The 21,882-nt window shown below is 67.7% G+C and carries 20 protein-coding genes, 1 pseudogene and 2 riboswitches; of the genes and pseudogenes, 11 read left to right on the top strand and 10 right to left on the bottom strand.

What is annotated here, in order from left to right:
- The 6 genes and pseudogenes from ACNQPB_RS00005 to ACNQPB_RS00030 all read right to left on the bottom strand — a co-directional run.
- A pseudogene (locus ACNQPB_RS00005) lies at positions 1 to 112 on the bottom strand (lipoyl synthase); the annotation flags it as partial.
- A 49-nt stretch (positions 113 to 161) separates the two neighbouring features.
- Positions 162 to 273, bottom strand: a riboswitch (glycine riboswitch).
- A 1-nt stretch (position 274) separates the two neighbouring features.
- A riboswitch (glycine riboswitch) is annotated at positions 275 to 372 on the bottom strand.
- Between the two features lie 82 nt (positions 373 to 454).
- Positions 455 to 856, bottom strand: a complete 402-nt coding sequence (locus ACNQPB_RS00010; RefSeq protein ID WP_498748018.1) for a hypothetical protein — start codon at positions 854 to 856, stop codon at positions 455 to 457.
- Positions 857 to 1,023: 167 nt separating this feature from the next.
- The gene (locus ACNQPB_RS00015) at positions 1,024 to 1,500 is read right to left on the bottom strand and encodes an SRPBCC family protein (protein WP_498748020.1); all 477 of its coding nucleotides are present in this window, start codon (positions 1,498 to 1,500) and stop codon (positions 1,024 to 1,026) included.
- Complete coding sequence (locus ACNQPB_RS00020; protein WP_498748022.1) at positions 1,500 to 1,892, bottom strand: hypothetical protein; 393 nt, start codon at positions 1,890 to 1,892, stop codon at positions 1,500 to 1,502. The genes ACNQPB_RS00015 and ACNQPB_RS00020 overlap by 1 nt, the downstream gene beginning before the upstream one ends.
- A 22-nt stretch (positions 1,893 to 1,914) precedes the next feature.
- A complete protein-coding gene (gene trmB / locus ACNQPB_RS00025; protein WP_498748024.1) occupies positions 1,915 to 2,832 on the bottom strand; it encodes a tRNA (guanosine(46)-N7)-methyltransferase TrmB in 918 nt (305 codons plus the stop codon).
- Positions 2,833 to 3,016: 184 nt separating this feature from the next.
- Positions 3,017 to 4,054 carry a glycoside hydrolase family 26 protein gene (locus ACNQPB_RS00030; RefSeq protein WP_498748026.1) on the bottom strand — a complete coding sequence of 346 codons (1,038 nt, stop codon included), beginning with the start codon at positions 4,052 to 4,054 and terminating at the stop codon, positions 3,017 to 3,019.
- Between the two features lie 110 nt (positions 4,055 to 4,164).
- Here ACNQPB_RS00030 and ACNQPB_RS00035 point away from each other — a divergent pair, with 110 nt between their 5' ends.
- Positions 4,165 to 5,427, top strand: a complete 1,263-nt coding sequence (locus ACNQPB_RS00035) for an MFS transporter (protein ID WP_498748028.1) — start codon at positions 4,165 to 4,167, stop codon at positions 5,425 to 5,427.
- Between the two features lie 32 nt (positions 5,428 to 5,459).
- Here ACNQPB_RS00035 and ACNQPB_RS00040 read toward each other — a convergent pair whose 3' ends face one another.
- The gene (locus tag ACNQPB_RS00040; RefSeq protein ID WP_498748030.1) at positions 5,460 to 7,196 is read right to left on the bottom strand and encodes a glycosyltransferase family 2 protein; all 1,737 of its coding nucleotides are present in this window, start codon (positions 7,194 to 7,196) and stop codon (positions 5,460 to 5,462) included.
- A gap of 1,035 nt (positions 7,197 to 8,231) precedes the next feature.
- Between ACNQPB_RS00040 and ACNQPB_RS00045 the strand changes: the two genes are divergently transcribed.
- Both ACNQPB_RS00045 and ACNQPB_RS00050 read left to right on the top strand, forming a co-directional pair.
- Positions 8,232 to 8,579 carry a hypothetical protein gene (locus tag ACNQPB_RS00045; protein WP_498748032.1) on the top strand — a complete coding sequence of 116 codons (348 nt, stop codon included), beginning with the start codon at positions 8,232 to 8,234 and terminating at the stop codon, positions 8,577 to 8,579.
- A gap of 254 nt (positions 8,580 to 8,833) precedes the next feature.
- On the top strand, positions 8,834 to 9,289 hold the full coding sequence (locus ACNQPB_RS00050; protein ID WP_498748034.1) for a hypothetical protein: 456 nt from the start codon (positions 8,834 to 8,836) through the stop codon (positions 9,287 to 9,289).
- 14 nt (positions 9,290 to 9,303) lie between these two features.
- Here ACNQPB_RS00050 and ACNQPB_RS00055 read toward each other — a convergent pair whose 3' ends face one another.
- Together ACNQPB_RS00055 and ACNQPB_RS00060 are read right to left on the bottom strand one after the other, a co-directional pair.
- A complete protein-coding gene (locus tag ACNQPB_RS00055; protein ID WP_498748036.1) occupies positions 9,304 to 9,816 on the bottom strand; it encodes a GNAT family N-acetyltransferase in 513 nt (170 codons plus the stop codon).
- Positions 9,817 to 9,818: 2 nt separating this feature from the next.
- Positions 9,819 to 10,673 carry a ribokinase gene (locus ACNQPB_RS00060; RefSeq protein ID WP_498748038.1) on the bottom strand — a complete coding sequence of 285 codons (855 nt, stop codon included), beginning with the start codon at positions 10,671 to 10,673 and terminating at the stop codon, positions 9,819 to 9,821.
- Between the two features lie 146 nt (positions 10,674 to 10,819).
- On the opposite strand from ACNQPB_RS00060, the gene ACNQPB_RS00065 reads away from it, so the two are divergent.
- Both ACNQPB_RS00065 and ACNQPB_RS00070 read left to right on the top strand, forming a co-directional pair.
- A complete protein-coding gene (locus ACNQPB_RS00065; RefSeq protein WP_498749044.1) occupies positions 10,820 to 12,265 on the top strand; it encodes an MFS transporter in 1,446 nt (481 codons plus the stop codon).
- A 35-nt stretch (positions 12,266 to 12,300) separates the two neighbouring features.
- Positions 12,301 to 13,263 (top strand): nucleoside hydrolase, encoded by a 963-nt coding sequence (locus ACNQPB_RS00070; protein WP_498748040.1) that lies wholly within the window; start codon positions 12,301 to 12,303, stop codon positions 13,261 to 13,263.
- A 31-nt stretch (positions 13,264 to 13,294) separates the two neighbouring features.
- Here ACNQPB_RS00070 and ACNQPB_RS00075 read toward each other — a convergent pair whose 3' ends face one another.
- Positions 13,295 to 14,548, bottom strand: coding sequence for an Nramp family divalent metal transporter (locus ACNQPB_RS00075; protein WP_498748042.1), 1,254 nt, complete (start codon positions 14,546 to 14,548; stop codon positions 13,295 to 13,297).
- A gap of 170 nt (positions 14,549 to 14,718) precedes the next feature.
- On the opposite strand from ACNQPB_RS00075, the gene ACNQPB_RS00080 reads away from it, so the two are divergent.
- From ACNQPB_RS00080 to ACNQPB_RS00105, 6 genes are all read left to right on the top strand, one after another.
- Entirely contained in the window at positions 14,719 to 15,690 is a 972-nt protein-coding gene (locus ACNQPB_RS00080; protein WP_498748044.1) for an Lrp/AsnC family transcriptional regulator, read from the top strand.
- A 255-nt stretch (positions 15,691 to 15,945) separates the two neighbouring features.
- Complete coding sequence (locus tag ACNQPB_RS00085; protein WP_498748046.1) at positions 15,946 to 17,373, top strand: amidase family protein; 1,428 nt, start codon at positions 15,946 to 15,948, stop codon at positions 17,371 to 17,373.
- Complete coding sequence (locus ACNQPB_RS00090) at positions 17,370 to 17,657, top strand: hypothetical protein (RefSeq protein ID WP_498748047.1); 288 nt, start codon at positions 17,370 to 17,372, stop codon at positions 17,655 to 17,657. Before ACNQPB_RS00085 ends, ACNQPB_RS00090 begins: the two co-directional genes overlap by 4 nt.
- Positions 17,657 to 19,117 (top strand): sodium:solute symporter family protein, encoded by a 1,461-nt coding sequence (locus ACNQPB_RS00095; protein ID WP_498748049.1) that lies wholly within the window; start codon positions 17,657 to 17,659, stop codon positions 19,115 to 19,117. The genes ACNQPB_RS00090 and ACNQPB_RS00095 overlap by 1 nt, the downstream gene beginning before the upstream one ends.
- Positions 19,114 to 20,337, top strand: coding sequence for a CaiB/BaiF CoA transferase family protein (locus tag ACNQPB_RS00100; RefSeq protein WP_498748051.1), 1,224 nt, complete (start codon positions 19,114 to 19,116; stop codon positions 20,335 to 20,337). Before ACNQPB_RS00095 ends, ACNQPB_RS00100 begins: the two co-directional genes overlap by 4 nt.
- Positions 20,334 to 21,818 carry a carboxyl transferase domain-containing protein gene (locus ACNQPB_RS00105; protein ID WP_498748052.1) on the top strand — a complete coding sequence of 495 codons (1,485 nt, stop codon included), beginning with the start codon at positions 20,334 to 20,336 and terminating at the stop codon, positions 21,816 to 21,818. Before ACNQPB_RS00100 ends, ACNQPB_RS00105 begins: the two co-directional genes overlap by 4 nt.
- Positions 21,819 to 21,882: the final 64 nt, after the last annotated feature.

Genomic DNA, 21,882 nt, shown 5'->3' on the forward strand with positions numbered 1-21,882 from the left:
CGGGCCCCATCTGGACCTTGGCCTTGATCCACTCGGGCTTGCGTTCGACCGGGACCGCTTTGTTGCGCTGCTCAACACGCAGCAACTTGCGGCCTTCAGGTGCCAGGGTCATGGGGAACTCCAGGACTCAGGTGGCGCGGGGGCGCCACGATGATGTGGTTCCTCCCCGCTCTGTATTGGACCTGAGAGATTCCGCGCCGCTCCTGTGCAGGAGGGGCTTGCCCCGTCGGTGAGCCCGGTTGCTGTGTTCAGCCGGGCTGCTTTCCAGAGGTGCCTTGCCGCGGCGGTACATGGGCCTGAGAGATTCCCGGGGAGGGTTTGCTCCTACGGCGCCTGTTGGATGTACCGGCAGGACTCTCCCGCCGCAGATCATAAGCGCGTGCCGCCATCGGGCTGCACGCTTCACAGGGTACCGGGCGGTGGAGGGGCGGGGCAAAGTTGGTGATGGGCGGTCCTATTCACGGAGATAGAGGGCCCGCCCCGAAAAGTGTTCCCAGAAGACATCGAGAGGCACACGTTTGTCTCCGCCAGGAGCGCTCGATCCGTTGGGGTCGTGCACTTTGACTTGTCCATTCTTGGTGATTCCGGACGCGAGGACCAGGTGTCCCTGAGTGCCCGGCTCATCAAAGGATCTCCCGACGGAGGCGATGCACACACCGGGGGACCGCAACGATCCGGCGAAGTCCCCCGGATCGTTGAAGGTGACAAGCTCTGCTTGGAGCCCCGTGCTCCTTGCGTGGGCCGCCAGCCCTGCATGTAGCCATCCTTTTCTTTCGCTGTACGCGCCGTCGGCAAGCAGTTCCTCGGTGAGCGAAGCCGGATCGATCAGGTGATCCAAGAGGAGGCGGTAGGCCATGCGAAGACTTAAGGCTCCACACGAACGGCTTTCCCAATGCCGCGCCACGGCTTCACTTGGGTATCCGAGTGAAGCCCAGTGCGTACTGATCTGTTCCCGGCCTGGATAGGCGTCCGCCGGGAGGCTGCCGGGGATCAATTCGGATCGTTCCTGATCCTGGCTGACAGTCATTGCCCCCGCCGGAATTCGGCCAGCAGTTCCGGGTCCTCGCAGGCCTTCGCGAAGGCGTCGATCCGCCGTTCGATTTCCCGTCCCAGCAGCCAGCCGCCGATCCGTTCCGCAAGCGGCTTCAGGAAAGCCGGTCTGCAGGAAAAGGTGTACTTCCAGACGGCGCGGGTGCCGCCGTCGTCGGGGGTGAAGCGCCAGCCGCCGCCGAAATTTTCGAAGAACCAGGGCCCGGCCACCATGGTCATGCCCACGTTCCTGGGCGGGGCGTACGAGACGTATTCGCTCACCATGCGCAGGCCCGTCCGGGAGACGGTGCGGGTGCGGACGCCTTTGCCGGCGGCCGTGGCGCCGTCGGCAAAGGACTGCGCGGAAATGAACGGGTCCCATTTCAGGCGGAAGGCGCCGGTGGTCTGGGACATGGCGAATGCCGTTTCGGGGTCGAGGCGGATGAACCGCTCCGCGCGTACCTGGGGCATCAGCGGCCTGTCCCGGAGAAGGTGGAAATGAGGAACGACGCCAGCACATACAAGACAAACGACCCCGTGATGCACAGGCCGATGGTGCCTGTGATGCGTCCGGCGTTCATGCGCCTGGAACGCCGGATCGCGAGCACGCCGCAGCCGATGGCGAGCAGGTCCAGCACCCCGGCCACCACCAGAACATCTGCAATCGGAGGCACCTTCTCGAAAATCATCAAGATCACGAAAACGAGGAGGTTCACGTAAACCACCGCCGGCGCCAGCACCGCGCACACAATGCTTGCGATCCCCGCGGCCAGGCCCCGCCTGTCCTGTGACGGCTGGGACGGCTGCTGCTGCGCCGACGGCGGGCGCTGCGGACTGTAGGCCGGTGCTTCCTGATGGCTCATTTTTCCCCCAATATTTGTGCCGTTACATCCTGCGGTAGCAGAGGTCGAAAATCATGCGGCCGGCCTCGTGGGCCTTGCTCTCGAAGCTCGTGCGGATGCGGCCGTCGAAGCGCGGAGCCCATCCGCCTACGTGGTCCACGCCTTCGTTCGGGCCGGTATGTTCGGTGCTCACCGGTGCGCGGCCCTCCTTGACGGGCGCGCCGCCCACCACGGATTCGACGCCGGATTCCCACACCTTGGTGAGCGGGCTCTCGGGACCGGAGCGTTCGCCGTCGTGCAGGTTCTCGAAGTCGGCGGACCCGGCCAGGACGTTCCGGACGTGGACGGCGTAGTTGGACCAGTCGGTGGCGACCCGCCACAGACCGCCTTTCTCGAGGACCCGGGCCACGAGGCCGGCGAACTCCGGCTGGATCAGGCGGCGCTTGTGGTGCCGGGACTTGTGCCAGGGGTCCGGGAAGAAGACCCAGACCTCGCTGACCGAGCCGGCGGGCAGCATGCTGGCCAGCACCTCGGGGGCGTTCGCTTCGACGACGCGCACGTTGTCCAAGCCGCGGCTGGCGATCTTGATCAGGGTGTTCGCCAGTCCGGGGGTGTAGACCTCGACCGCGAGGAAATCCTTGTCCGGGTTCTCTTCGGCTGCGTGGCAGACGGCCTCGCCCAGACCCGAGCCGATTTCCACTATCAGGGGGGCCTTGCGGCCGAACTCCGCTTCGGCGTCGAACACGTAATCAGGGTGCACGGAAGTATTGGCGACGTGCCGCGGCACGTCCAGTACCCAGCGGTCCGCGTGCTCGTCCCAGGCCTGCTGCCGGCGGCCCTGCAGGCGCGTCCCGCGGCGCACGAAGCTGACCGGACGGCCGCCGTAGGTGCCGAAAGAGGCCTGGCTGCCGGGGGTGACGGGACGGGGCATGGGGGACTGCGGAATATCGGGGGTGCTCATCCCTTTCAGGATAGCCGGGCGTCAGGGGGCCGGGGCGCCGCAGAGGTGGCCTGTGCATAACCTCCGGTGCAGCCTGCCTGGTTTTAGTTGACCCGCCGAAATTTCAGCAGGTCGCCAAAATTCGGGGAGGTAAAACGGCCCGCCCGGGCGGGCGTCAGGAGGCCGGGGCGCCGCAGGGCTTGGCTCAGGCGAAGGTACGGGCGGCGAGGGCCCTCTTGAACGCCGTGGCCGAGGCCCGGCTGCTGTTGATCCGCCAGTCCGTTTCCTTGAGGAAATGGAACCAGATGAAGGCGTCCACGTCCGGCTGTGCGTCGAGGTACGGGATGGCGTCCCTGATCCAGTTGGGTTTTGAACCGCCGAGTTCGCTGGAGGCGGTTTCGGAGATGACGATCCGCTTGCCGGTGCCGAGTGCGCGCAGCGCGCCGAGCCCTGGGGCGAAGACCTGCGAAGGCGTCTTCCAGGTGGACCAGCTCTGGCTCGTCCCGAAGTTGTAGGAGTCCAGCCCCAGCTGGTCCGCGACGCCGTTTCCGGGGTACACCTCGGCGAGAGGCACGGAACCGGGGAAGGGATCGTTCACGGACCACAGCCACAGCGGCCGGGCCCCGTTGGCTTCGAACAGCGAGTGGATGTGGTTCCACGCGGCCAGGTAGTCGCCCGCGGTGGTGCCGTTGACGCCGGGGCACCAGGGGTACCAGTTGCCGTTCATTTCGTGGGCGAAACGGATGGTCACCTGGTTTCCGTAGGGGGCCAGGGCTGTGGCCCAGGAGCGGAGGTAGCTGTCGAAGGCGCCCGCGGCGATTTTGGAGAGGGCATAGGCCGGCTGTTGGAGGCCGCCACCCCAGACCCAGGGCTCCCAGGTGATCACGGGCCGGGCTCCACGGGACAGGCTGGCCCGCACCTCGGCGAGCGGAACGGACTGTTGGAAGTCCTCGTAGAAGAGGAGCAGCCGCGGTGCCTCGCCGGCCAGGCGCGTCACCTCATTCAGGCCGGCGGTGTCCAGCGGGCCGCCCGGGGTCGCCACGCCAAAGGTCAGTCGCGGGGTGCCTGCCGGGGGCTGCCCTGCCAAGGGCTGTGCTCCCAAGGGTTGCGCTGCCGAGGCCTCTGCGGCCGCGGCGGCAGCCAGCCCGACGGCGCCTGCGGCTCCCAACAGCATCCTGCGGGAGACCGCACCCGTCCGGGGACTGCCGGATTCCGGGGAGGGTGAGGGATGGTTCCGGGACATGGGGCCTCCAGCTTTTCCGACGGGACGGCGAAGCGAGACCTGTGTTGCTGGGACAACTTTAGGCTTGGAAAACGAACGGTGAAATAGCAGCGGCGTGTAAATTTCGGAGCGTGACTCGCAACGCCTCCGATAACCCCGAACTGCTGGTCGACGCCGAAATCGATGAGGTCCCGGCCGCGGCACCCACCCGGGTCTCCACGAAGAAAGGCCTCGTGTACCTGGGCGTTTGCCTGGTGCTGATCGGCCTCAACCTGCGGACGGTGTTCTCCAGTTTCTCGGCAGTGCTTCCGGAGATCACGGCCGACGCCGGGCTGCCGGGCTGGGCGGTGGTGGTGCTCACCACGGTGCCGGTCACGCTGCTGGGCGTGTTCGCGCCGCTGGCCCCGGTGCTGGCCCGTCGCTTCGGTGCCGAACGGGTGCTGCTCGGCGCCATGGCCGTCCTGGGCCTTGGGCTGCTGCTGCGTCCCGTTGATTTCCCCGGGGCCGGCCATTTGCCCGCCCTGCTGGCAGGAACCGCCGCCTGCGGTGCGGCGATAGCCCTGTGCAATGTGCTGCTGCCCGGCCTCGTGAAGCGCGACTTCCCGCACCGGCTCGGCCTCATGGGAGGTCTCTACACGACGGCGATCTGCGCCTCCGCTGCGCTCGGTGCCGGCTTCACCTATCCGGTGTTCCGCGCAGCCGGCCACTGGACTTCCGCGCTCTGGTTCTGGGCGCTGCCTGCCGCCGTCGTGCTGTTGCTGTTCCTTCCTCTGGCGCTGCGCCAGCCCGCCGTGCGGCACCGACTGCGGGTGGAGGGCGTGAATGTCTGGCGTTCGGCTGTCGCCTGGCAGGTGACCGTCTTCATGCTGCTGCAAGCCATGATGTCCTTCAGCGTGTTCGCGTGGCTGGCGCCTATCCTGCGCGAGCGGGGGATCGACGGGGGCACCGCCGGGCTGATCGTGTCCGTCTCGATCGCCCTGCAGATGCTCGGTTCGCTGTTCGCCCCCGGCCTGGCGGCGCGTTTGAGGGACCAGCGGGCGATCAACTTGGTGGTGGCGCTGATGACGGGCGGTGGCTTCGCGCTGAGCATCTTCGGGCCGGTGGAGCTGGCATGGCTGTGGACGGGACTGCTGGGCCTGGGCCAAGGCAGCCTCACCGCGGTGGCCTTGACCATGATCATGCTGCGCACAAGGGACGCCCACACTGCGGCGCACCTTTCCGGCATGATGCAGGGGGTCGGCTACGGCGTGGGGTCTGTAGGAACGTTGCTGGTGGGCCAGCTGCACCAAGCCACGGGCGGTTTCGCTGCGGCCGGTGTCCTGTTCTTGGCGGTGGGTTCGTTGGCGGCGGTGTTCGGCTACCGCGCAGGCCGGGACCGGTACGTGGAGGGGTGAGCCTCAAAGGCGAGCATCCTGCGGTGGTTGTCCTAGAGGTCAGAGGACCGCAAGGAGGCGACCGCTGGCACGCCGGCCGGGAAGTGCGGCAGCACGCCGTCGGGTGTATGGAACAGCCAGAGCGACAAGCCCCGGTATGCCCTCCAGTCAGATTCCGCTGCCTTCAACGAGGCCGTCTGGCTGCCGTCCGGCACGGAAACCACCCGGACGACCTCGAGGGCCAGGGGCCTCTGCCCGGGCAGTTCAAGCCGGACTGTGCCCGACGCCGGCAGGATCCCTTGCGGGAACCGCACGGCGGCCCCGCCCACGGAAATATCCAGGAGTTCGCCCGCGGCGCCGTTGATCCGGACCGGGGCACTCACCGCGATGCGGTGGGCATTGCGTCGGGAGGTTGCGTATTCCGCTGCGCGGATCCGCCGTGTTCCCAGCCAGAGGACGACGGCGGCCAGCACCAGCCAGGAACCCGCAGCCACCGTTGATCCCGGCGACGATGTCCAGGGCACCCAGCCGAGCACTCCTGCGGCGGCGTAGAGAACAATCGCAGCCACGGCGATCATCATGCCGGTGAGGACTGCGGGTGTCCTGCCGCGCTGGCGACGGCCGGCGCCGCCCTTGGGTGTCACTTCGAATTCCAGGACGTTCCGGGTGACGAGCCACCACAGGCAGGCTAGGCCGACCGGGACACGGAAGATCCGGAGGGCGAACGCGGTGGGCCAGTGGATTTCCCGGCGCATCAGCCGTCTGGAGCCCCACAGTCGGAGGGAAAACATCAGGATGAATACCGCGGTGAACTCTACGGGCCCGGCGGTGGATGTCTGCGCCCCGGAACACATCACCACCACGGGGACCAGGAACGCGACGAGGGTGCCGATGCCCTCCAGCCACCAGAGCGTGCCGTTGAGGTATTCGTGGTAGTTCCGCCAGGACATCCAAGTCTTGGCTGCCCACAGCTTTTCGTGGACCAGGATCTGCATGGCTCCCATGCCCCATCGCCGGCGTTGCAGGAGGTACTGGTCGGGGGTGGACGGGGCCAGGCCTACTGCCAAGGTCTGGTGGTGGTAGACGGTCTTCCAGCCGAGGCGGATCAGCTTCAAGGTGGTGTGCATGTCCTCGGTGATTGTCTCAGTGGCCACACCACCGACCTCAAGGAGCGCCTTGACGCGCAGCAGCGATGTTGATCCGCACCAGAACGGCCCGGCCCCGGGAACGTTGCGGGAAGGCATGAGGACGTTGAAGAACATCCCCTGCTCGCCGGTGATGCCGTCGTCATCAAAAGCGCCGCTGTTATAAAAGGACTGGGGGCCCTGGATCAGGGCCACTTTTTCGTCCTCGAACCAGCCCAGGGTGGCGGTCAGGAACGTCGGCAAGGGGACGTGGTCGCAGTCAAGCACGGCAATGATGTCGATGCCATCGGCCCCGGCGGCTTTCTCCTCGGCCATCAGCCCCAGGGCATGGTTCATGTTCCCGGCCTTGGCGTGGTCATGGACCTCGCGCCTGACGTACCTGGCGCCGAACGCCTCGCACATCTCGGCGACCCATTCGCGGTCTCCGTCGTCCAGCACCCAGGTTTCATGGGCTGGTTGCAGGGCGCAGGCCGCTGCGACGGTCGGGGAGAGCACCTCGACGGGTTCATTGTAGGTCGGGATGAGCACCGCCACTCGCATTCCCCCAGGCGGCTCGGTGACCGGTGGGGGCGGCCGGCTGTCGATATTCCAGAGCGACAGAACCTTGAGGATCAGGCCGGGAAGGGGAAGCGCTTCAAAAGTCACTAGGATCCAAGCCATCACCAGGTTCGCCCCGCCTGCCGGCAGCGTGAAAAACACCCGCCAGAGGAGATACAGGATCAGAACCACAATCGACACGACCCCGCCCAGATGGGCCATCCGGCGGGAGGACGGGTCCTCGGGACCCGGGGACCCGAGCCGCGCCGCCCAGCCGGCAATCCCGGACCGGGCAAGAGCAGCGGCATCCGACGGGCCCGTGCGTTCTCCGCCCCGGACGCCAATAGCTAGGCGCGCTTGATCGATCGGCACGTGATCCCCCTCAGCTAGATCCGATGCTCGATTCGAGGTGAGCATACCCCACAGCGGGTTTCGCCAGGAGACAAGCAGCCCAGGCGCGGCATCACCCAATGGGGCAGCCGCGGGGATAAGGGAAGAATTCAAGGGACCTGTTCCCGCCGTGCTGGGCGGACTAACGAGGGGCCGGCAAGAAAATACTCGCCTAGTGCCAACCGAAGTGCAGGATTACAAAGGCTCGTGGGTCGAACGCCCCGACGGCGCTAGGATCGGTTTCGGAGAAACTTCCAAGACCGGTGGCCGCGGGATCGACGTTAGATTCCCTTATGGAACCATTAGAAAGATACACATCTAAAAATGACAACTCCGGAGAGCGCCAGAACTCTCTCTGAGGATCTTCTCGCGCGAGCGTGCGACGATTGGGTGAGCGCGGCCGAGGTCATCGATCTCGCCCGTAGATCAGGAATTTCGGATCCCGAGGACTTACGGGACTTGTCCATCGGTTTAATCTCAAGGCTACTGCTTGCTGGGTTTCTTACCCCCGGCGAGATCGATACATCAGGGCATCACCCTTGGAACTGTAGCCCCGAGGAAGCGGTCGCACGGATTGTCAGGGAGTGGACTGCTCAGCCTAATCCTTTCGTCATGCCCGGAGAGGTCGTCTGGCTTGACACCACGGCAGATGGTCAACGACTAGGCGAAGAGGTTCTTAGGCGAGAAGCTCGATAACCAACGGGTTGTGGCCGTCCGTAGGTTGCAGGTCTTGACTACGACCGTCGATATGGCATGAGCAATGATCCGAAATTGCCACCGTACATCCTGTCCCTCTTGAACCGAATCTCGGACAATCCATCGGGAGACAACTCGGAAGTGTTTGCGAAGCAAGCGAAGCCTGCCCGTCTCGTTGACGAGACACCTGGTCGGTGGGCTCGCTTCGATGTGCCGGAAGAGGTCGAAAAGATGATGCAGCCCGATGGTCCTCTTGCAGAAATTCCAGCCATCGTCGATTCGAATGGAACGACGACTGGGGAATTGATTGTTTGGCTTACCGGCGGGCGGATTTCCGATCTTGAGCGACCCTGGGTTACGGATGAGGCTCCGCCCGATCCCGACAGTTTGAATTTTTCGAGATAGAAGGGGCTTGTTAGAGCCGTCGCTCGGAGTTCGGAAGGCTTCATTTCGTCGGGCGTGATCCCTACAGTTCCCGTTGCTTGCCCGGGGGCTTAGGCGCGGCACCGGGCCACGGATAGAGACCGGACGAATGGTCCCTTCGTTCGCTAGCGCTTTTATTTCGCCAAGTTTGCTATTTTTTCGGCGTTGACCAAGGAGTAGGCGGAGGATGAATCGATGACACAATGGTCGGTTCTTAGCAGGGCATGGAATTCTTGGTGTCGGCTGCCATCGAGCAAGGCGCCTATGGGCGCGAAGCCGAATCCGTTCGCGCCATGAACGGGCCGCTGATAGACCGTCCCGACCGTCGGTTCCAGGTCTGGGCATACTCGGTCAGTTTGAAGCGGCTCCTCCTGCGGAGCACGAAGTCGGTGTTTCCCGATGAGACCGTGAGGACCCGGATCGACGTCCTGTTTCAGAGCGTGGAGGCCATGTTCATGCCAAAGACCCTCATGCAAGGCCTTGTAGTCACGGTCGCCGGTCCGGAAGCGGTGGAGCGGATCATCGATGAAACCGGAATGTTGCCGGATGACGGCTTGAAGTTCTTCGAAATCGAGTGTGGCGGGCGGCGAGGGTTCGTGATTGCCGGGGTGGTTGTCGAGACCGAAGACCAGGGCGAGTTCGACGAGCCAAGCAAGTTCTGGCCCCACGGGTTCGGACGCCCAGGAGTGTGAAAGGTGGCACTCCGTTACCGCAGCCCGTGGCGGAAGACCCATAGATCCCTCGGGCCGCCGTCGAAACTCCAGTCCCGTTCCGGAACCCGGCTGAATCCCAACGATTCGTAGAGCCGGTGGGCCGGTGTCATCCAGGCGCCGCTCGTGATGGCCACGGCCTCCACGCCTTCGAGCGAACGGGCATGGTCCAGGATCCGCCGGACGATCTCGCGGCCCACACCCAGGCCCTGCGCCGCAGGGTCCACGGCCAGCATGCGGAACTCGATCTCGCCGTCGAGCGCAACCTCGGTGTATTTCCGGCCCGGGTGGGTGAGCATCACGGAGCCCACGGCCCGGCCGTCGCATTCAGCGATCCACAGCTCGGCGTGGCCCGCGCGTTGTTCCACGTCGCCCAGGATGGCGAGGTAGGGGTGGCCTTCGCTGACGTGGCCTGCGCCGAGGTAGGCGGCGAGCGTGATGCGCCGGATCTCGGCGAAATCGTTCGTCTCCGCCGTCCGGATGCGGAGGGCGGTGTTTGTGTCGGCCACCGTCACGCGGACGCAGCCCCGACATAGGAGTCCAGGCGCCCGAGCTCCGGCTGCGAAGAGTGCTGCCCGACGGCGTCGGCCCCCACCGCATTGGCGGCCGCGAGTGCCTGCTCGTCGGACAGGCCGTTGCGCAGGCCCAGCACGAAGGCGGCACAGAAGGCGTCGCCGGCACCGATCGTGTTGACCACGGTGGCGCTGCGGCCGGCGGCGCGGGCCACCTCCTTGCCGTCCCGGAACAGGGCCGAGCCGTCCTTCCCGTAAGTCACGGCCACCAGGCGGGCGTGCGCCAGCTCGGGGATGAGTTCGTATTCGGTTTCGTTCACGATCACCAGGTCGCAGCGTTCCACCAGTTCGGCGGGCAGGGACTGCGCCGGGGCGGCGTTGAGGGCGAAGAACCCGCGGTGCTTGCGGGAAGCCTCGACGACGACGTCCAGGCCCACCTCGAGCTGGCAGAGGAGCGTTTCGTCCTCGGCGAAGGCGATGCCGTCCAGGGACACCTCGCCGTTGGCGCCGGGGCAGACGACGATCTGGTTTTCACCGGCGCTGTCGACGACGATCAGCGCGGTTCCAGTGGGCGTGCTGCGGTGCGCGACGTCGGACACGTCCACTCCCGCGGCGGTGAGCGCCTCGAGCATTTCCCGGCCGGCGTCGTCCTCGCCCACCGCGCCGATCATCCGGGCCGAGCCGTCCAGGCGGGCTGCCGCGGCGGCCTGGTTGGCGCCTTTGCCACCCGGCTGCCTGCTCAGTGCGCCGCCGCCGATGGTTTCGCCCGCCGTCGGGAGGCGCTCCGCCGTCGCGATGAGATCAAGGTTGATGCTGCCGAGCACGGTGAGGGCGCGGCGGTTCGAAGAAGTCATGGGGGACAGTGTAGTCATTTTCACACTTAAATGTTGTACTTGTTCGTAATACATGCTTGTATAACAACTCGAATCCACCGAGGGTTCCTGTCAGCCCCAACCCCAACCCGAGAAACACCGCCCGACGAACAAGGGAGTTTGTTGTGATTTCCTCACCCGCCAACGCGCCTGCCTCCCAAGGCCCCGCTGAACTACAGGACGCCGAAGCCCACCTTGCCGGCCGCCGCCCCAAGGCCGCCGTCCTGATCACCACGCTCCTGCTGGGCGTGCTGTCCTTCCAGCTCAACGCCAGCATGGTCACCCCGGCGCTGCCCCAGATCGGCGCGCATTTCGGTGCCGACGCCGGGGCAGTGGCCCAGGTGCAGTCCATGTTCTTCCTTGCCGGCGCCATCTCCGGGCCCATCATGGGCCGCTGGAGCGACTTCATCGGCCGCCGCCGTGCACTCCTGCTGGTGCTCGGGGTCATGGCCGTGGGCAGCGTACTCTGCCTGTTCGCCCCCAGCCTTCCGCTGTTGGTCGTCGGCCGCTTCCTCCAGGGCGTGTCGAGCGCCATCTTCGCGCTCGCCTACATCGTGCTCCGGGAAAACCTTGACGCCCGCTCCTTCGGGACCTCGGTAGGCATCATCGCCGCGGTCAACGGCGGAATCGCAGGGTTCGACGGCTACGCCGGCGGGCTGATGACTGAGGCCTTCGGCTTCCAGTCGATCTTCCTTGTGGTCCTGGCCCTCGCCGCGATCGCCGCCGTGTGCATCATCCGTTTCGTCCCTGCCCGCAGCACCGCCAGCGCCAGCGGAAACATAAGCACGGGAAGCATGGACTGGTGGGGAGCGGCCTTCCTTTCGGCGTTCCTGGTCTGCCTTAGCTACTTCGTCAGCACCGGCTCCTCCGCGGGCTGGACCTCCGTCCCCGCGCTCGCCCTGCTGGGCGGGACCGTGGCCGCCTTCATCGCCTTCTGCGCCGCTGAAAAGCGCCGCAGTTCGCCCTTGATCGCCGTGCACCACCTGCGCTCCCGCCAGGTCTGGACCGTCATCGCCACCACCGTGCTCACCCTCGCCGGCATCTTCGCGATCATGAACTTCACCGTGGTGCTGCTCAGCCAGGACGGCAAGAACGGCTTCGGCTTCAGCGCCTCGCTCTCGGCCCTGCTCTTCCTCACCCCGGCTGCCCTCATCGGCGTCTTCGCCGCGCCACTGGCCGGCTGGCTGACGGGCCGCATGGGCTGGATCAGGACCCTGCGCATCGGCACCGCGCTGAGCCTCGCCTGCGCCGTGGCGGCTGCCCTCTTCGCCGGAAACGAGTGGGCGGTCCTGGCCGCCGTCGCCGCCCTCGGCATCTTCTACAACGGTTTCTTCCTCACCGCCATCAACGGACTCTCCGTGCTCCTCTCGCCCAAGGAAGCCCCGGGCTCCCTGCCCGGCATCAATGGCGCCTCCTTCGGCACCGGGGCCAGCCTCGGCGTAGTCCTCGTGGCACCCTTCGCCGGCCTCGGCACCCAAGGCGGCTACGGCGTCGCGCTCTGGATTTCGGTGGGCATCACCGCGGCGGCCCTGCTGGTCAGCCTCCTGGTCCCTGCGCCCGACGCCTCCGCCTAAGCCCGCACCCTCCCACAGAAAAGAGATACCCAGACATGCTGCCCTTCTACCTGGACTGCGACACCGGAATCGACGACGCCCTGGCCCTGGCCTACCTGTTGGCCGCGCCGGAGGCCCGGCTGCTCGGCATCGGCAGCGTCAGCGGGAACGTGGCGGCCGCCACCGGCGCCGTGAACACCCTGGATCTGCTTCGCCTGGCCGGGCGTCCTGAGATCCCGGTGGCCGTGGGTGCCCACGACTTCCAGGCCAGGGCCTTCGACGGCGGCGCGCCGCACGTGCACGGCGCCAACGGCATCGGCGGGGTGGCGCTGCCCAAGTCGGATGCAGCGCCGCTGGCCGAAACCGCCGCCGAAATGCTGGTCCGCCTGGCCCGCGGGAACGCCGGCGAACTGCGCGTGCTGGCCATCGGCCCGCTGACCAACATCGCCGAGGCACTGCGCCTGGAACCGCGGCTACCCGAACTGGTCGCCGAGATCACCATCATGGGCGGCGCCGCGATGGTCCCGGGCAACATCAGCCCGCTGGCCGAGGCCAACATCGGCAACGATCCCGAGGCAGCCCGCGAAGTCTTCGCTGCCCCGTGGAACATCAAGCTGGTGCCGCTGGACGTGACCATGAGCAACGTGCTGGAGGAGGAACACCGCATCGAACTCCTCGCCTCGGACAGCCCCTTGGCCCGCGCCCTGGGCGAGATGCTGGGCTACTACTACGGCTTCTACGAAGGCATCTTCGGCCGCGCCTGCTCGGCGATGCACGATCCGCTCGCCGCAGCGGTGGCCGTCGACGCCGTCGCGCTGCGAACCGCGCCTGTAGTCCATGTGGAGGTCGACGCCGGCAACGGGCCGGGCCGCGGGCAGACGGTCTGCGACCTGCGCGGCGTGCACCTCGGGTATCCGGAGCAGGCCGGCGCCCACTGCCAGCTGGTGCTGGAACTCGAAGAGGATTTCGCACCGCACCTGATGGCGGCCCTGCTGGCACCTGTGCCGGTCGAAGCCTGAACGGCGGCGCGGGGAACCGCGCCTCCGGGACTCAGGACTGGCCGGCCACCGTGAGCGCGATGAGCACGCAGTTCAGTCCCACGATCAGGGTGGCGCTTGTCCAGCCCGCGATCTTCAAGGCCCTGGAGTCAACGTGGATGCCCATGACGGTGCGGTCGCCCGTCAACCGGATCAGCGGAATCAGGGCGAAGGGGATGCCGAAACTGAGCAGTACCTGGCTGAGCACCAGTGCCAGGGTCGGCTCGATGCCGGCCCCCAGGATGATCAGGGCTGGAATCAGGGTGATCACCCGGCGGGCCAGCAGCGGGACGCGGACCTTCAGCAGGCCGCCCATGATGGTGGCGCCCGCGTAGCAGCCCACCGACGTCGAGGCCAGGCCGGAAGCCAGCAAACCGACGGCGAAGACCACACCGATTACCGGGCCCAGGGCCGACGTGACGGCGGCGTGGGCGCCGGCGATCGTGTCCGTTCCCTCGATGCCGCGGAGGCTTGAGGCCGCCAGCAGCAGCATGGAGATGTTCACGACGCCGGCCAGCAGCAGGGCTCCGACGACGTCGAAACGCGTGGCGCGGATCAGCCGTGTCCGCACGGCGGGGTCCTCGGAGAAGCCGTGCCGGTCCCGGGCCAGTGCTGAGTGCAGGTAGATCGCATGCGGCATCACGGTGGCGCCCAGCATGCTCGCGGCGAGCAGGACGGTGTCCGTGCCTTCAAAACGGGGGAGCAGCCCGCCCAGGGCGCTGCCGCCGTCGGGCGCGTTGACGAACAAACCGGACATGAACCCGACGGCGATGACCCCCAGCAGCACGAGGATGGCGTACTCAAAGCTCTTCTGCCCGCGTTGCGACTGAAGCGCCAGGAGCGCCATCGATGCCAGGCCGATGATGACACCGCCGGCCAGCAGGGGAAGTCCGAACAGCAGGTTGAGGGCCACGGCGCCGCCGATGACCTCGGCCATGTCGGTAGCTCCGGCAACGATTTCGGCCTGGGCCCAGTAGAGGCGCCGCCGCTTGGTGCCCAGGCGCTTCCCGAGGATCTCCGGCAGGCTCATGCCCGTGGCCAGGCCCAGCTTCGCCGACTGGTACTGCACCAGCACCGCCATGGCGTTGGCCATGACCAGCACCCACACGAGCAGGTACCCGTAGCTCGCCCCGGCCGTGAGGTTCGCGGCGACGTTGCCAGGATCCACGTAGGCGATGGCGGCCACGAATGCCGGTCCGAGGAGCAGGAGGCGCGACCATACCTTTGCCGGTCCGGTGCGCGTTCGGGTGATTGTGGGTGCAGCCATTGCGATGGTCCTTATGGTCAGGGCGTCTGCCTACGAGGATACCGAATATTTAGGCATGCCGAAAATATGATTTTAGGACGGCCGCTTGAATTCCGGAGGTTGCCGGGGTCCGGGCCCCCGCAGCAGCGCGGGTGCAACGGTGCAGCCGGCAACGCGGCATAATCGGGTGGATGGTCATGAACGCACCTTTGCGCGAGCTGGACGGGCTGGACCGACGGATTGTCGGCGCCCTCCAGATCAACGGCCGCGCCTCCTGGCGGCGCATCGCGGAAGTGCTGGGCGAGTCCTTCAGCACCGTGACCCGGCGCGGCATGGCATTGCTTGAGTCCGGGACCGTGCGGGTTGCCGGGCTCGTGACACTCGGGCCCACGCACCTGGTGGAAGTCCAGTGCGAGCCTGCCAGGCTGGCCGGCATCGCCGGGGAACTGGCCAAGGATCCGGATGCCAATTTCCTCTACGCCCTCACCAGCCCCACGCGCCTGCTCTTCGAGGTCCAGGCGCGGCCCGGGCGGCTGTCCAGCCTGGTGCTGGCGGAGCTTCCCGAGATCGAGGGCGTCACCGAAGTCAACGCCTGGCCCCTCCTGGAGTACTACCGCACGGTGGCGGACTGGCATCCCGGACCGATCACCGCCGAGGAAACCGCGGCCCTGCAGGACGTTCCCTCGCCGCCGTCCCGGCCGAGTGCCAGCGCCATCCTTGACGACGTCGACACCCGCCTGGTGCAGCTGCTGATTGAGGACGGACGCGTCCCGGTGGCCGAACTCGGAGAAGCTGTGGGGCTTTCCGCCCCGGCTGTGCGGCGCCGGCTGAATGCGCTGCTCGAGGCAGGCACCCTGAGCGTGCGGGCCATCGTGGAGCCTGCGGACATCGGCCTGCCCATCGAAGCCGTCATCTGGGTACGCACGGCGCCGGCGGACGTTGCCGCCGTCGGGCATCTGCTCAGCAGCGAGCCCTGCGTGCGCTACGCCGCCATGGCCCTGGGGGAGTTCCAGCTCATGGCCAACGTGACGCTCGCCGGCCTGAACGAGCTGCGCGCCTTCATGCTTGAGTCGCCCTGGGCCGAACGCGCCCTCGCCGTGCGCAGCTCGCTGATCGTCCGCGCGTACAAGCGCGGCGGCGTGCGCATGCCCGAACGCTCCTGACGCTGTTCCCGTAGCCGCGGCGCGTCACGTGCCGCGGCCTTTTTGGCGTTCCCGACGCCGGTCTGCCGCGGTTTCCGCGCCCTGTTCCCCTTCCGCGCGCGCCCACAGTCTGCCGGGCGTGACAGTGCCGTGCGCCAAAAGAAACTTTCGACAAGCCTCTAGCCAAATGTGATTGGCACCACTATGGTGATTCATTAACTCCAGTAGAGCCGAATGAACGGCTCAAACGGAAACAAAGCAAAGGCTTAATGAATCATGACGAATGAATTGGTATACCGCGGGGCTGTGGAGCTTGCCGCGCTTCTGCGCTCCCGTGAGGTATCCGCCGTCGAGGTGTTGGAAGCCCACCTCGAACAGATCGACCGCCTCAACCCACTGGTGAATGCCGTGGTCACCCTCGACGAAGACGGTGCCCGCACGGCCGCCGCGGAAGCTGATCGCAAGCTCGCCGCCCGCGAAGCGATCGGCCCGCTCCACGGGCTGCCCATCAGCTTCAAGGACACCGCCCTCACGGCCGGGATGCGGACCACGTTCGGCCACCCGCGCCACGCCGATTTCGTGCCGGAGACGAACGACCTGCACGTCCAGCGCATCCTGGACGCCGGAGCCATCCGGGTGGGCAAGACCAACATCCCGGAGTACGCGGCTGGCTCCCACACCTTCAACCGGCTCTTCGGCACCACCCGGAACCCCTACGACCCTTCCAAGTCGGCCGGCGGCAGCAGCGGCGGCGCCGCGGCCGCCCTGGCCTCCGGCTTCCAGCCGATCGCGGACGGCAGCGACATGGGCGGCTCCCTGCGCAACCCGGCCTCGTTCTGCAACGTGGTGGGCCTGCGCCCGACACCGGGTATGGTCCCCAACACCGACGGCCCCAACGTCTTCTTCCCGCTGGGCATCGCCGGACCGATGGGCCGCACCGCCGAAGACGCCGCGCTGCTTTTCTCCGCCATGCGCGGTGCCACGCCGGATGATCCGTTCTCCTTCTTCCCCGCGGAAGACGACCTCATGCACGAGCCGTCCCCGCAGGACTTCGCCGGGCTGCGCATCGCCTACGCCCCCACGCTCGGCGGCCGGATCCCGGTGGCCCGGGAAGTCCTGGATGTCCTGGACCCGCAGGCCAAGGCGCTGGCGGCGCTCGGCGCACACGTCGAGCTCGCCTGCCCGGACCTGGACGGTTCGGAGGAAGTCTTCCGGGTGCTCAGGGCCGCCAGCTTCGACGCCGCCCTGGGCGAGGACCTCGCGGCGGACCCGGAACTCTTCAACCACTTCCTCGCCGCGAACATCCGCGAAGGGGCGCAACTGAGCGGCCGGGACGTTTTCCGGGCCGAGGAAGGAATGACCCGCCTCATCCGGCAAGCGGCGGAGTTCTTCACCCGGTACGACCTGGTGATCGCCCCGGCCTCCCAAGTCGCACCGTTCGACGCGGACATCGAATACCCCACCGAAATCGAAGGGCAGCAGCTGACCAGCTACCTCGACTGGATGCGTGCCCCCTACCTGTTCACCCCGCTGGGTCTCCCGGCGCTGTCCGTCCCGGCCGGTTTCACGCCCTCCGGCCTCCCCGTCGGCCTCCAGATGATCGGCGCACGCGGCAGCGATGTCCGCCTGCTCCGCCTCGCTTCGGCCTTCGAACAACTCTCGTCCTGCTCAGCCGTTCGTCCCCAAGGAGCTGCAGTCCTATGAGCACCACCCTCGCATCGCCCAAGCGGCTTGCCATAGCCGCGGTCCCCGTCCTCGGCATGATCGTCACGCCGTTCCTGCCCTTTGTTTCCACTCCCACGCTGTGGCTGGGCCTGCCCGCCGCCATCGTCTGGATGGGCCTCATGATCATCGCCACAGTGGCTGCCCTGCAGGTCATCGAGCGCAGCTACCTGCGCGAAGGCGGCGCCGAACTGGACCGCCTCGAACTTGAACTTTCCGAGCAGCGCCGCGCGGCGCTCGGCTCGAACGGACCGGAGGGCCACTGATGCTTACCGTCGCCATCATCATCGGAATCATCGGCATCGGTGCCCTCGGCATCGCGGGCCGCCGCCGCCAGACCGAGCTCTCCGGCTGGACGGTCGGCAAGCGTGACCTTCCCCGCTGGACCACCTGGTTCCTCCAGGCAGGCGAATCACTGACGACCTTCAGCTTCCTCGGACTAGCCGGGATCGCCTTCGGCGGCGGTGTCGCCGCGTTGTTCGCCGTCGCCTACCTCACCATCACCTGCATCGTGCAGTACTTCGTGGTTCCCCGGCAGCGCGAACTGGGCGCAAACCGCGGCTACCTGACCATGGCGGACTTTTTCATGGACCGCTTCAAGAGCAAGGCACTGGGCAGGACCGTGGCCCTTGTTGGCGCGATCTTCCTGATCCCCTACCTGCAGCTGCAGATCACCGGCCTCGGCCTGATCGTCCAGCTCGCCACGGGCAGTGAATCGGCGCGCGGCTACAGCATGGCCGTGGCGAGCGTCCTGGTGGTGGTCTTCGTGATCTGGGCAGGCATCCGCGGCCTCGCCAAGGTGGCCGTCTTCAAGGACTTCGCCATGCTCGCTGCGCTGGTGATCGTCCTGGCCGGCGTGATCGCCGGCATCGGCGGCATCCCGGACATCTTCGCCAAGGTCATGGACACGGCACCGAGCTACCTCACCATCAACCGGCCGGGCTTCGACGCGACGTTCTGGGTGACCTCCGTGCTCGTCACCAGCATCGGCGCCGGCCTCAACACGTTCCCGCACCTGTGGCCGCCGGTCCTGGCCGCCAAGAGCGGCGCCGTGCTCCGGGACAACGTCAAGTGGCTCGCCGTCTACCAGTTCCTCCTGCTCATCCCGATCACCGCCGGCATCGCCGCCACCCTCATCCTCGACCCCAAGACCAAGGGCAACCAGGTCCTGCTCAGCGTCGCCCAGCACACCCTGCCCGAGCCCCTCATCGCGGTCATCGCGATCGGCGGCGCCGCGGCAGCCATGGTCCCCGCCGGCGCCATCGCCATGGGCATCTCCTCGCTCGTCTCGAACAACCTGCTGACGGTCAAGAACCCCAAGCTGCGGTTCCGGCTCAACCACGTGGTGGTCGCCGTCGCCGTCGGGCTGGCACTGGCCTTCGGCCTCGCGAAGTCGGACATCGGTGCCCTGCTCCTGCTGACCTACGGCGGACTCACCCAGCTGGCTCCCGCCGTCGCGATCGCGATCGGCCGCAAGGTGCGCGTCGGCGCGGTCCCGGTCAACCTGGGCATCATCACCGGAACGCTCACGGTCGCCGTCATCACCTTCGGGAACATCCCCACCGGCGGGATCGACTCCGGTCTCCTTGCGCTCGCACCGAACCTCCTGGTCCTTGTGATCGGCGAGTTCATCCGGCGCCGCCGCAATCCGCTGGCCGTCCAGGTCACGGCGGACGACGGCGAGGAATCGCTTCCCGGCCGCCCCGCCGTCGGGGTCCAGGCATGACGGGCATCGCAAACGGACCGCTGGACGGCAAGCTCGTCGTCGACCTCTCCCGCGCGCTCGCCGGACCGCACGCCGGCATGATGCTCGGCGACCTCGGCGCCCGGGTCATCAAGGTGGAGAATCCCGACGGCGGCGACGACACCCGCGGCTGGGGGCCGCCTTTCGTGGACACCCCGGAAGGCCGCGAGTCCACCTACTTCCTCTCCTGCAACCGGAACAAGGAATCCCTGCGCCTGGACCTGAAGTCCGAGGACGGCAAGGAAACCCTCCGCGAGCTCCTGCGCCGGGCGGACGTGCTGATCGAGAACTTCCGCCCCGGCACCCTGGACCGGTTGGGCTTCGACCCCGCCACCCTGGAGGACCTCAACCCGCGGCTCGTCGTACTGGCCATCAGCGGCTTCGGGCACGACGGTCCGGAAGGCCGCCGCGCCGGGTACGACCAGATCGCGCAGGGCGAGGCCGGACTGATGTCCCTCACCGGTTCCGGCCCGGAGGACCTGCAGCGAGTGGGCGTGCCGATCGGCGATGTGCTGGCCGGCATCCACGGCGCCTACGGCGTGCTCGCGGCCCTGCTGGAACGGGAACAGACCGGGCGCGGGAAGGTGGTGCGGACTTCGCTGCTCTCCTCGATCGTGAACGTGCTCGCGTTCCAGGGCACCCGCTGGACCGTGGGCGGCCAAGTGCCGCAGGCCCAGGGCAACCACCACCCGTCCATCGCGCCGTACGGGCTCTTCCGCTGTTCCGGCGGAGCGGTGCAGATCGCCGTGGGTTCGGAGGGGTTGTGGCAGCGCTTCGCCGCGGAGTTCGGGCTGCCAGCCGCGGACGAACGCTGGAAGGACAACCAGTCCCGCGTGGCCAACCGGGCGGCGCTCGTTGAAGCCATCGAGGCCGCCTTCGCGGAGACCGGATCGGAGGAACTCCTCGCACGGCTGGAAACCGCAGGCATTCCGGCCGGCCGGGTACGTTCCCTGGACGAAGTCTTCGCCTGGGAGCAGACGCGCAGCCAGCATCTGCTCCTGGACATCGAGCACCCCACGCTTGGCCGGATCGAGATCCCGGGTTCCCCGCTGCGCTTCTTCGACGGCGACGGCACCGAGACCACCCGTCTCCAGCACGGCGCCCCGCCGCGGCTGGGCGAGCACGATGACAGCATCCGCGCTTGGCTGGACGAGGGTGTCTGGCTGGGCGAGGGAGCTCTGCTCGGCTCGGGGACACCATGACGGCGGTGCTTGAGAGCGGACGTGCCCGGCCGCTGCGGCTGGGCGGCGCCGAACTGCTGGGGCAGCTCCTTGATTCCGGCAGCTTCCGCAGCTGGGACCGGCCCGCCACCGTGCCGGCCGGCGCCGCGCGGTCCTACCTCGACGACCTGGAACGGGCCCGCGAACGCAGCGGCGCCGACGAAGCCGTCCTGAGCGGCGAGGGCCTGATCGACGGGCATCCGGTCGCCGTGCTTGCCAGCGAGTTCACCTTCCTGGGCGGCTCGATCGGCCGGGCCACGGCGGACCGGATCGTCGCGGCGATCGAGGAAGCGGGCCGGCGCCGGCTGCCCCTCATCGCCGCCCCGGCCTCCGGCGGCACCCGCATGCAGGAGGGCACGCTCGCCTTCCTGCAGATGGTGCGGATCACCGAGGCCCTCACGGCGTACAAAGCGCTCGGCCTGCCCTACCTGTCGTACCTGAGGCATCCCACCACGGGTGGGGTCTTCGCGTCCTGGGGGTCCCTGGGCCACCTGACCGTAGCGGAGCCCGGCGCCCTGGTGGGCTTCCTCGGACCCAAGGTCTACGCCGGGCTGAAGGGTGAAGAGTTTCCCGCCGGCATCCAGCACAGCGGGCACTTGTTCTCGCATGGAACGGTCGACGCCGTCCTGGACGTCGCGGGCTTCCGGAACCTCGCCGCCGGGGTGCTGGGGATCCTGGCCGGCCGGGAATCCGCGGCGTTTGCAGAAGCGAGCGACGCCTTCGTCCCCGGGGAGCGCGCCGGCACCGCATGGGACTCGGTCCTGCGCACCCGGGTACCCGGCCGTCCGGGGCTGGCGGAACTGCTCGACGCCGGTTTCGGCCGCACTGTCCGGCTCTCCGGCACGGGGCGCGGGGACCTTTCGGCGAGCACCGCCGTCGTGCTGGCCGAACTGCCCGGAACGGCCGAACTTGCCGGCCGACCGGTCGTCGTCGTCGGGCAGGACCGTGCGGCCCAGCGCGCCGGTGCGGTGCTCGACGCCGCCGGGCTGGCGCAGGCCCGCCGCGGCATGCGCCTGGCGCAGGACCTCGGGCTGCCGCTGGTCACGGTGGTCGACACTCCGGGCGCCGAGCTGTCGGTCCGCGCCGAGGAAGCCGCGATCGCCGGGGGCATCGCCGATTGCATCGCCGGGCTCCTGCAGCTCACGGTGCCCACCGTGGCCATCCTGATGGGCGAGGGCACCGGCGGCGGGGCGCTGGCGCTCGCGGCTGCCCGCCGCACCGTGGCCGCGGAGCATGCCTGGCTGGCGCCGCTGCCGCCCGAAGGCGCCAGCCTGATCGTGCACGGGGACACCACGCACGCCCGGGAACTGGCGGAGCAGCAGCGGATCAGCGCCCGCGAACTGTTCGACGACGGCGCCGTGCACGAGCTGGTCGGCGAAGGCGAAGGCTTCTGCCAGCGTGTCGCCGTGGCAGCGTGCCGCCAGCTTGCAGTTCAAGAGCATGGCGAAAGCGGAACGGTGTAAAGGCCTGCTGCCCGGTTGCGGAGGAGGGTCCGTCAGCGCTGGTGCCTGCCGGAGCATTGGGTTC

The organism is Curtobacterium sp. LFS079 (genome assembly GCF_047977865.1).
In the GTDB taxonomy this organism is placed as follows: Bacteria; Actinomycetota; Actinomycetes; order Actinomycetales; family Micrococcaceae; genus Arthrobacter.

Excerpts from the sequence above, each read along its gene's own strand:
- ACNQPB_RS00010 (WP_498748018.1), bottom strand. The coding sequence starts at position 856 with ATGGCCTACCGCCTCCTCTTGGATCACCTGATCGATCCGGCTTCGCTC.
- ACNQPB_RS00015 (WP_498748020.1), bottom strand. The coding sequence starts at position 1,500 with ATGCCCCAGGTACGCGCGGAGCGGTTCATCCGCCTCGACCCCGAAACG.
- ACNQPB_RS00020 (WP_498748022.1), bottom strand. The coding sequence starts at position 1,892 with ATGAGCCATCAGGAAGCACCGGCCTACAGTCCGCAGCGCCCGCCGTCG.
- trmB (WP_498748024.1), bottom strand. The coding sequence starts at position 2,832 with ATGAGCACCCCCGATATTCCGCAGTCCCCCATGCCCCGTCCCGTCACC.
- ACNQPB_RS00030 (WP_498748026.1), bottom strand. The coding sequence starts at position 4,054 with ATGTCCCGGAACCATCCCTCACCCTCCCCGGAATCCGGCAGTCCCCGG.
- ACNQPB_RS00045 (WP_498748032.1), top strand. The coding sequence starts at position 8,232 with ATGAGCAATGATCCGAAATTGCCACCGTACATCCTGTCCCTCTTGAAC.
- ACNQPB_RS00060 (WP_498748038.1), bottom strand. The coding sequence starts at position 10,673 with ATGACTTCTTCGAACCGCCGCGCCCTCACCGTGCTCGGCAGCATCAAC.
- ACNQPB_RS00070 (WP_498748040.1), top strand. The coding sequence starts at position 12,301 with ATGCTGCCCTTCTACCTGGACTGCGACACCGGAATCGACGACGCCCTG.
- ACNQPB_RS00075 (WP_498748042.1), bottom strand. The coding sequence starts at position 14,548 with ATGGCTGCACCCACAATCACCCGAACGCGCACCGGACCGGCAAAGGTA.
- ACNQPB_RS00080 (WP_498748044.1), top strand. The coding sequence starts at position 14,719 with ATGGTCATGAACGCACCTTTGCGCGAGCTGGACGGGCTGGACCGACGG.
- ACNQPB_RS00085 (WP_498748046.1), top strand. The coding sequence starts at position 15,946 with ATGACGAATGAATTGGTATACCGCGGGGCTGTGGAGCTTGCCGCGCTT.
- ACNQPB_RS00090 (WP_498748047.1), top strand. The coding sequence starts at position 17,370 with ATGAGCACCACCCTCGCATCGCCCAAGCGGCTTGCCATAGCCGCGGTC.
- ACNQPB_RS00095 (WP_498748049.1), top strand. The coding sequence starts at position 17,657 with ATGCTTACCGTCGCCATCATCATCGGAATCATCGGCATCGGTGCCCTC.
- ACNQPB_RS00100 (WP_498748051.1), top strand. The coding sequence starts at position 19,114 with ATGACGGGCATCGCAAACGGACCGCTGGACGGCAAGCTCGTCGTCGAC.
- ACNQPB_RS00105 (WP_498748052.1), top strand. The coding sequence starts at position 20,334 with ATGACGGCGGTGCTTGAGAGCGGACGTGCCCGGCCGCTGCGGCTGGGC.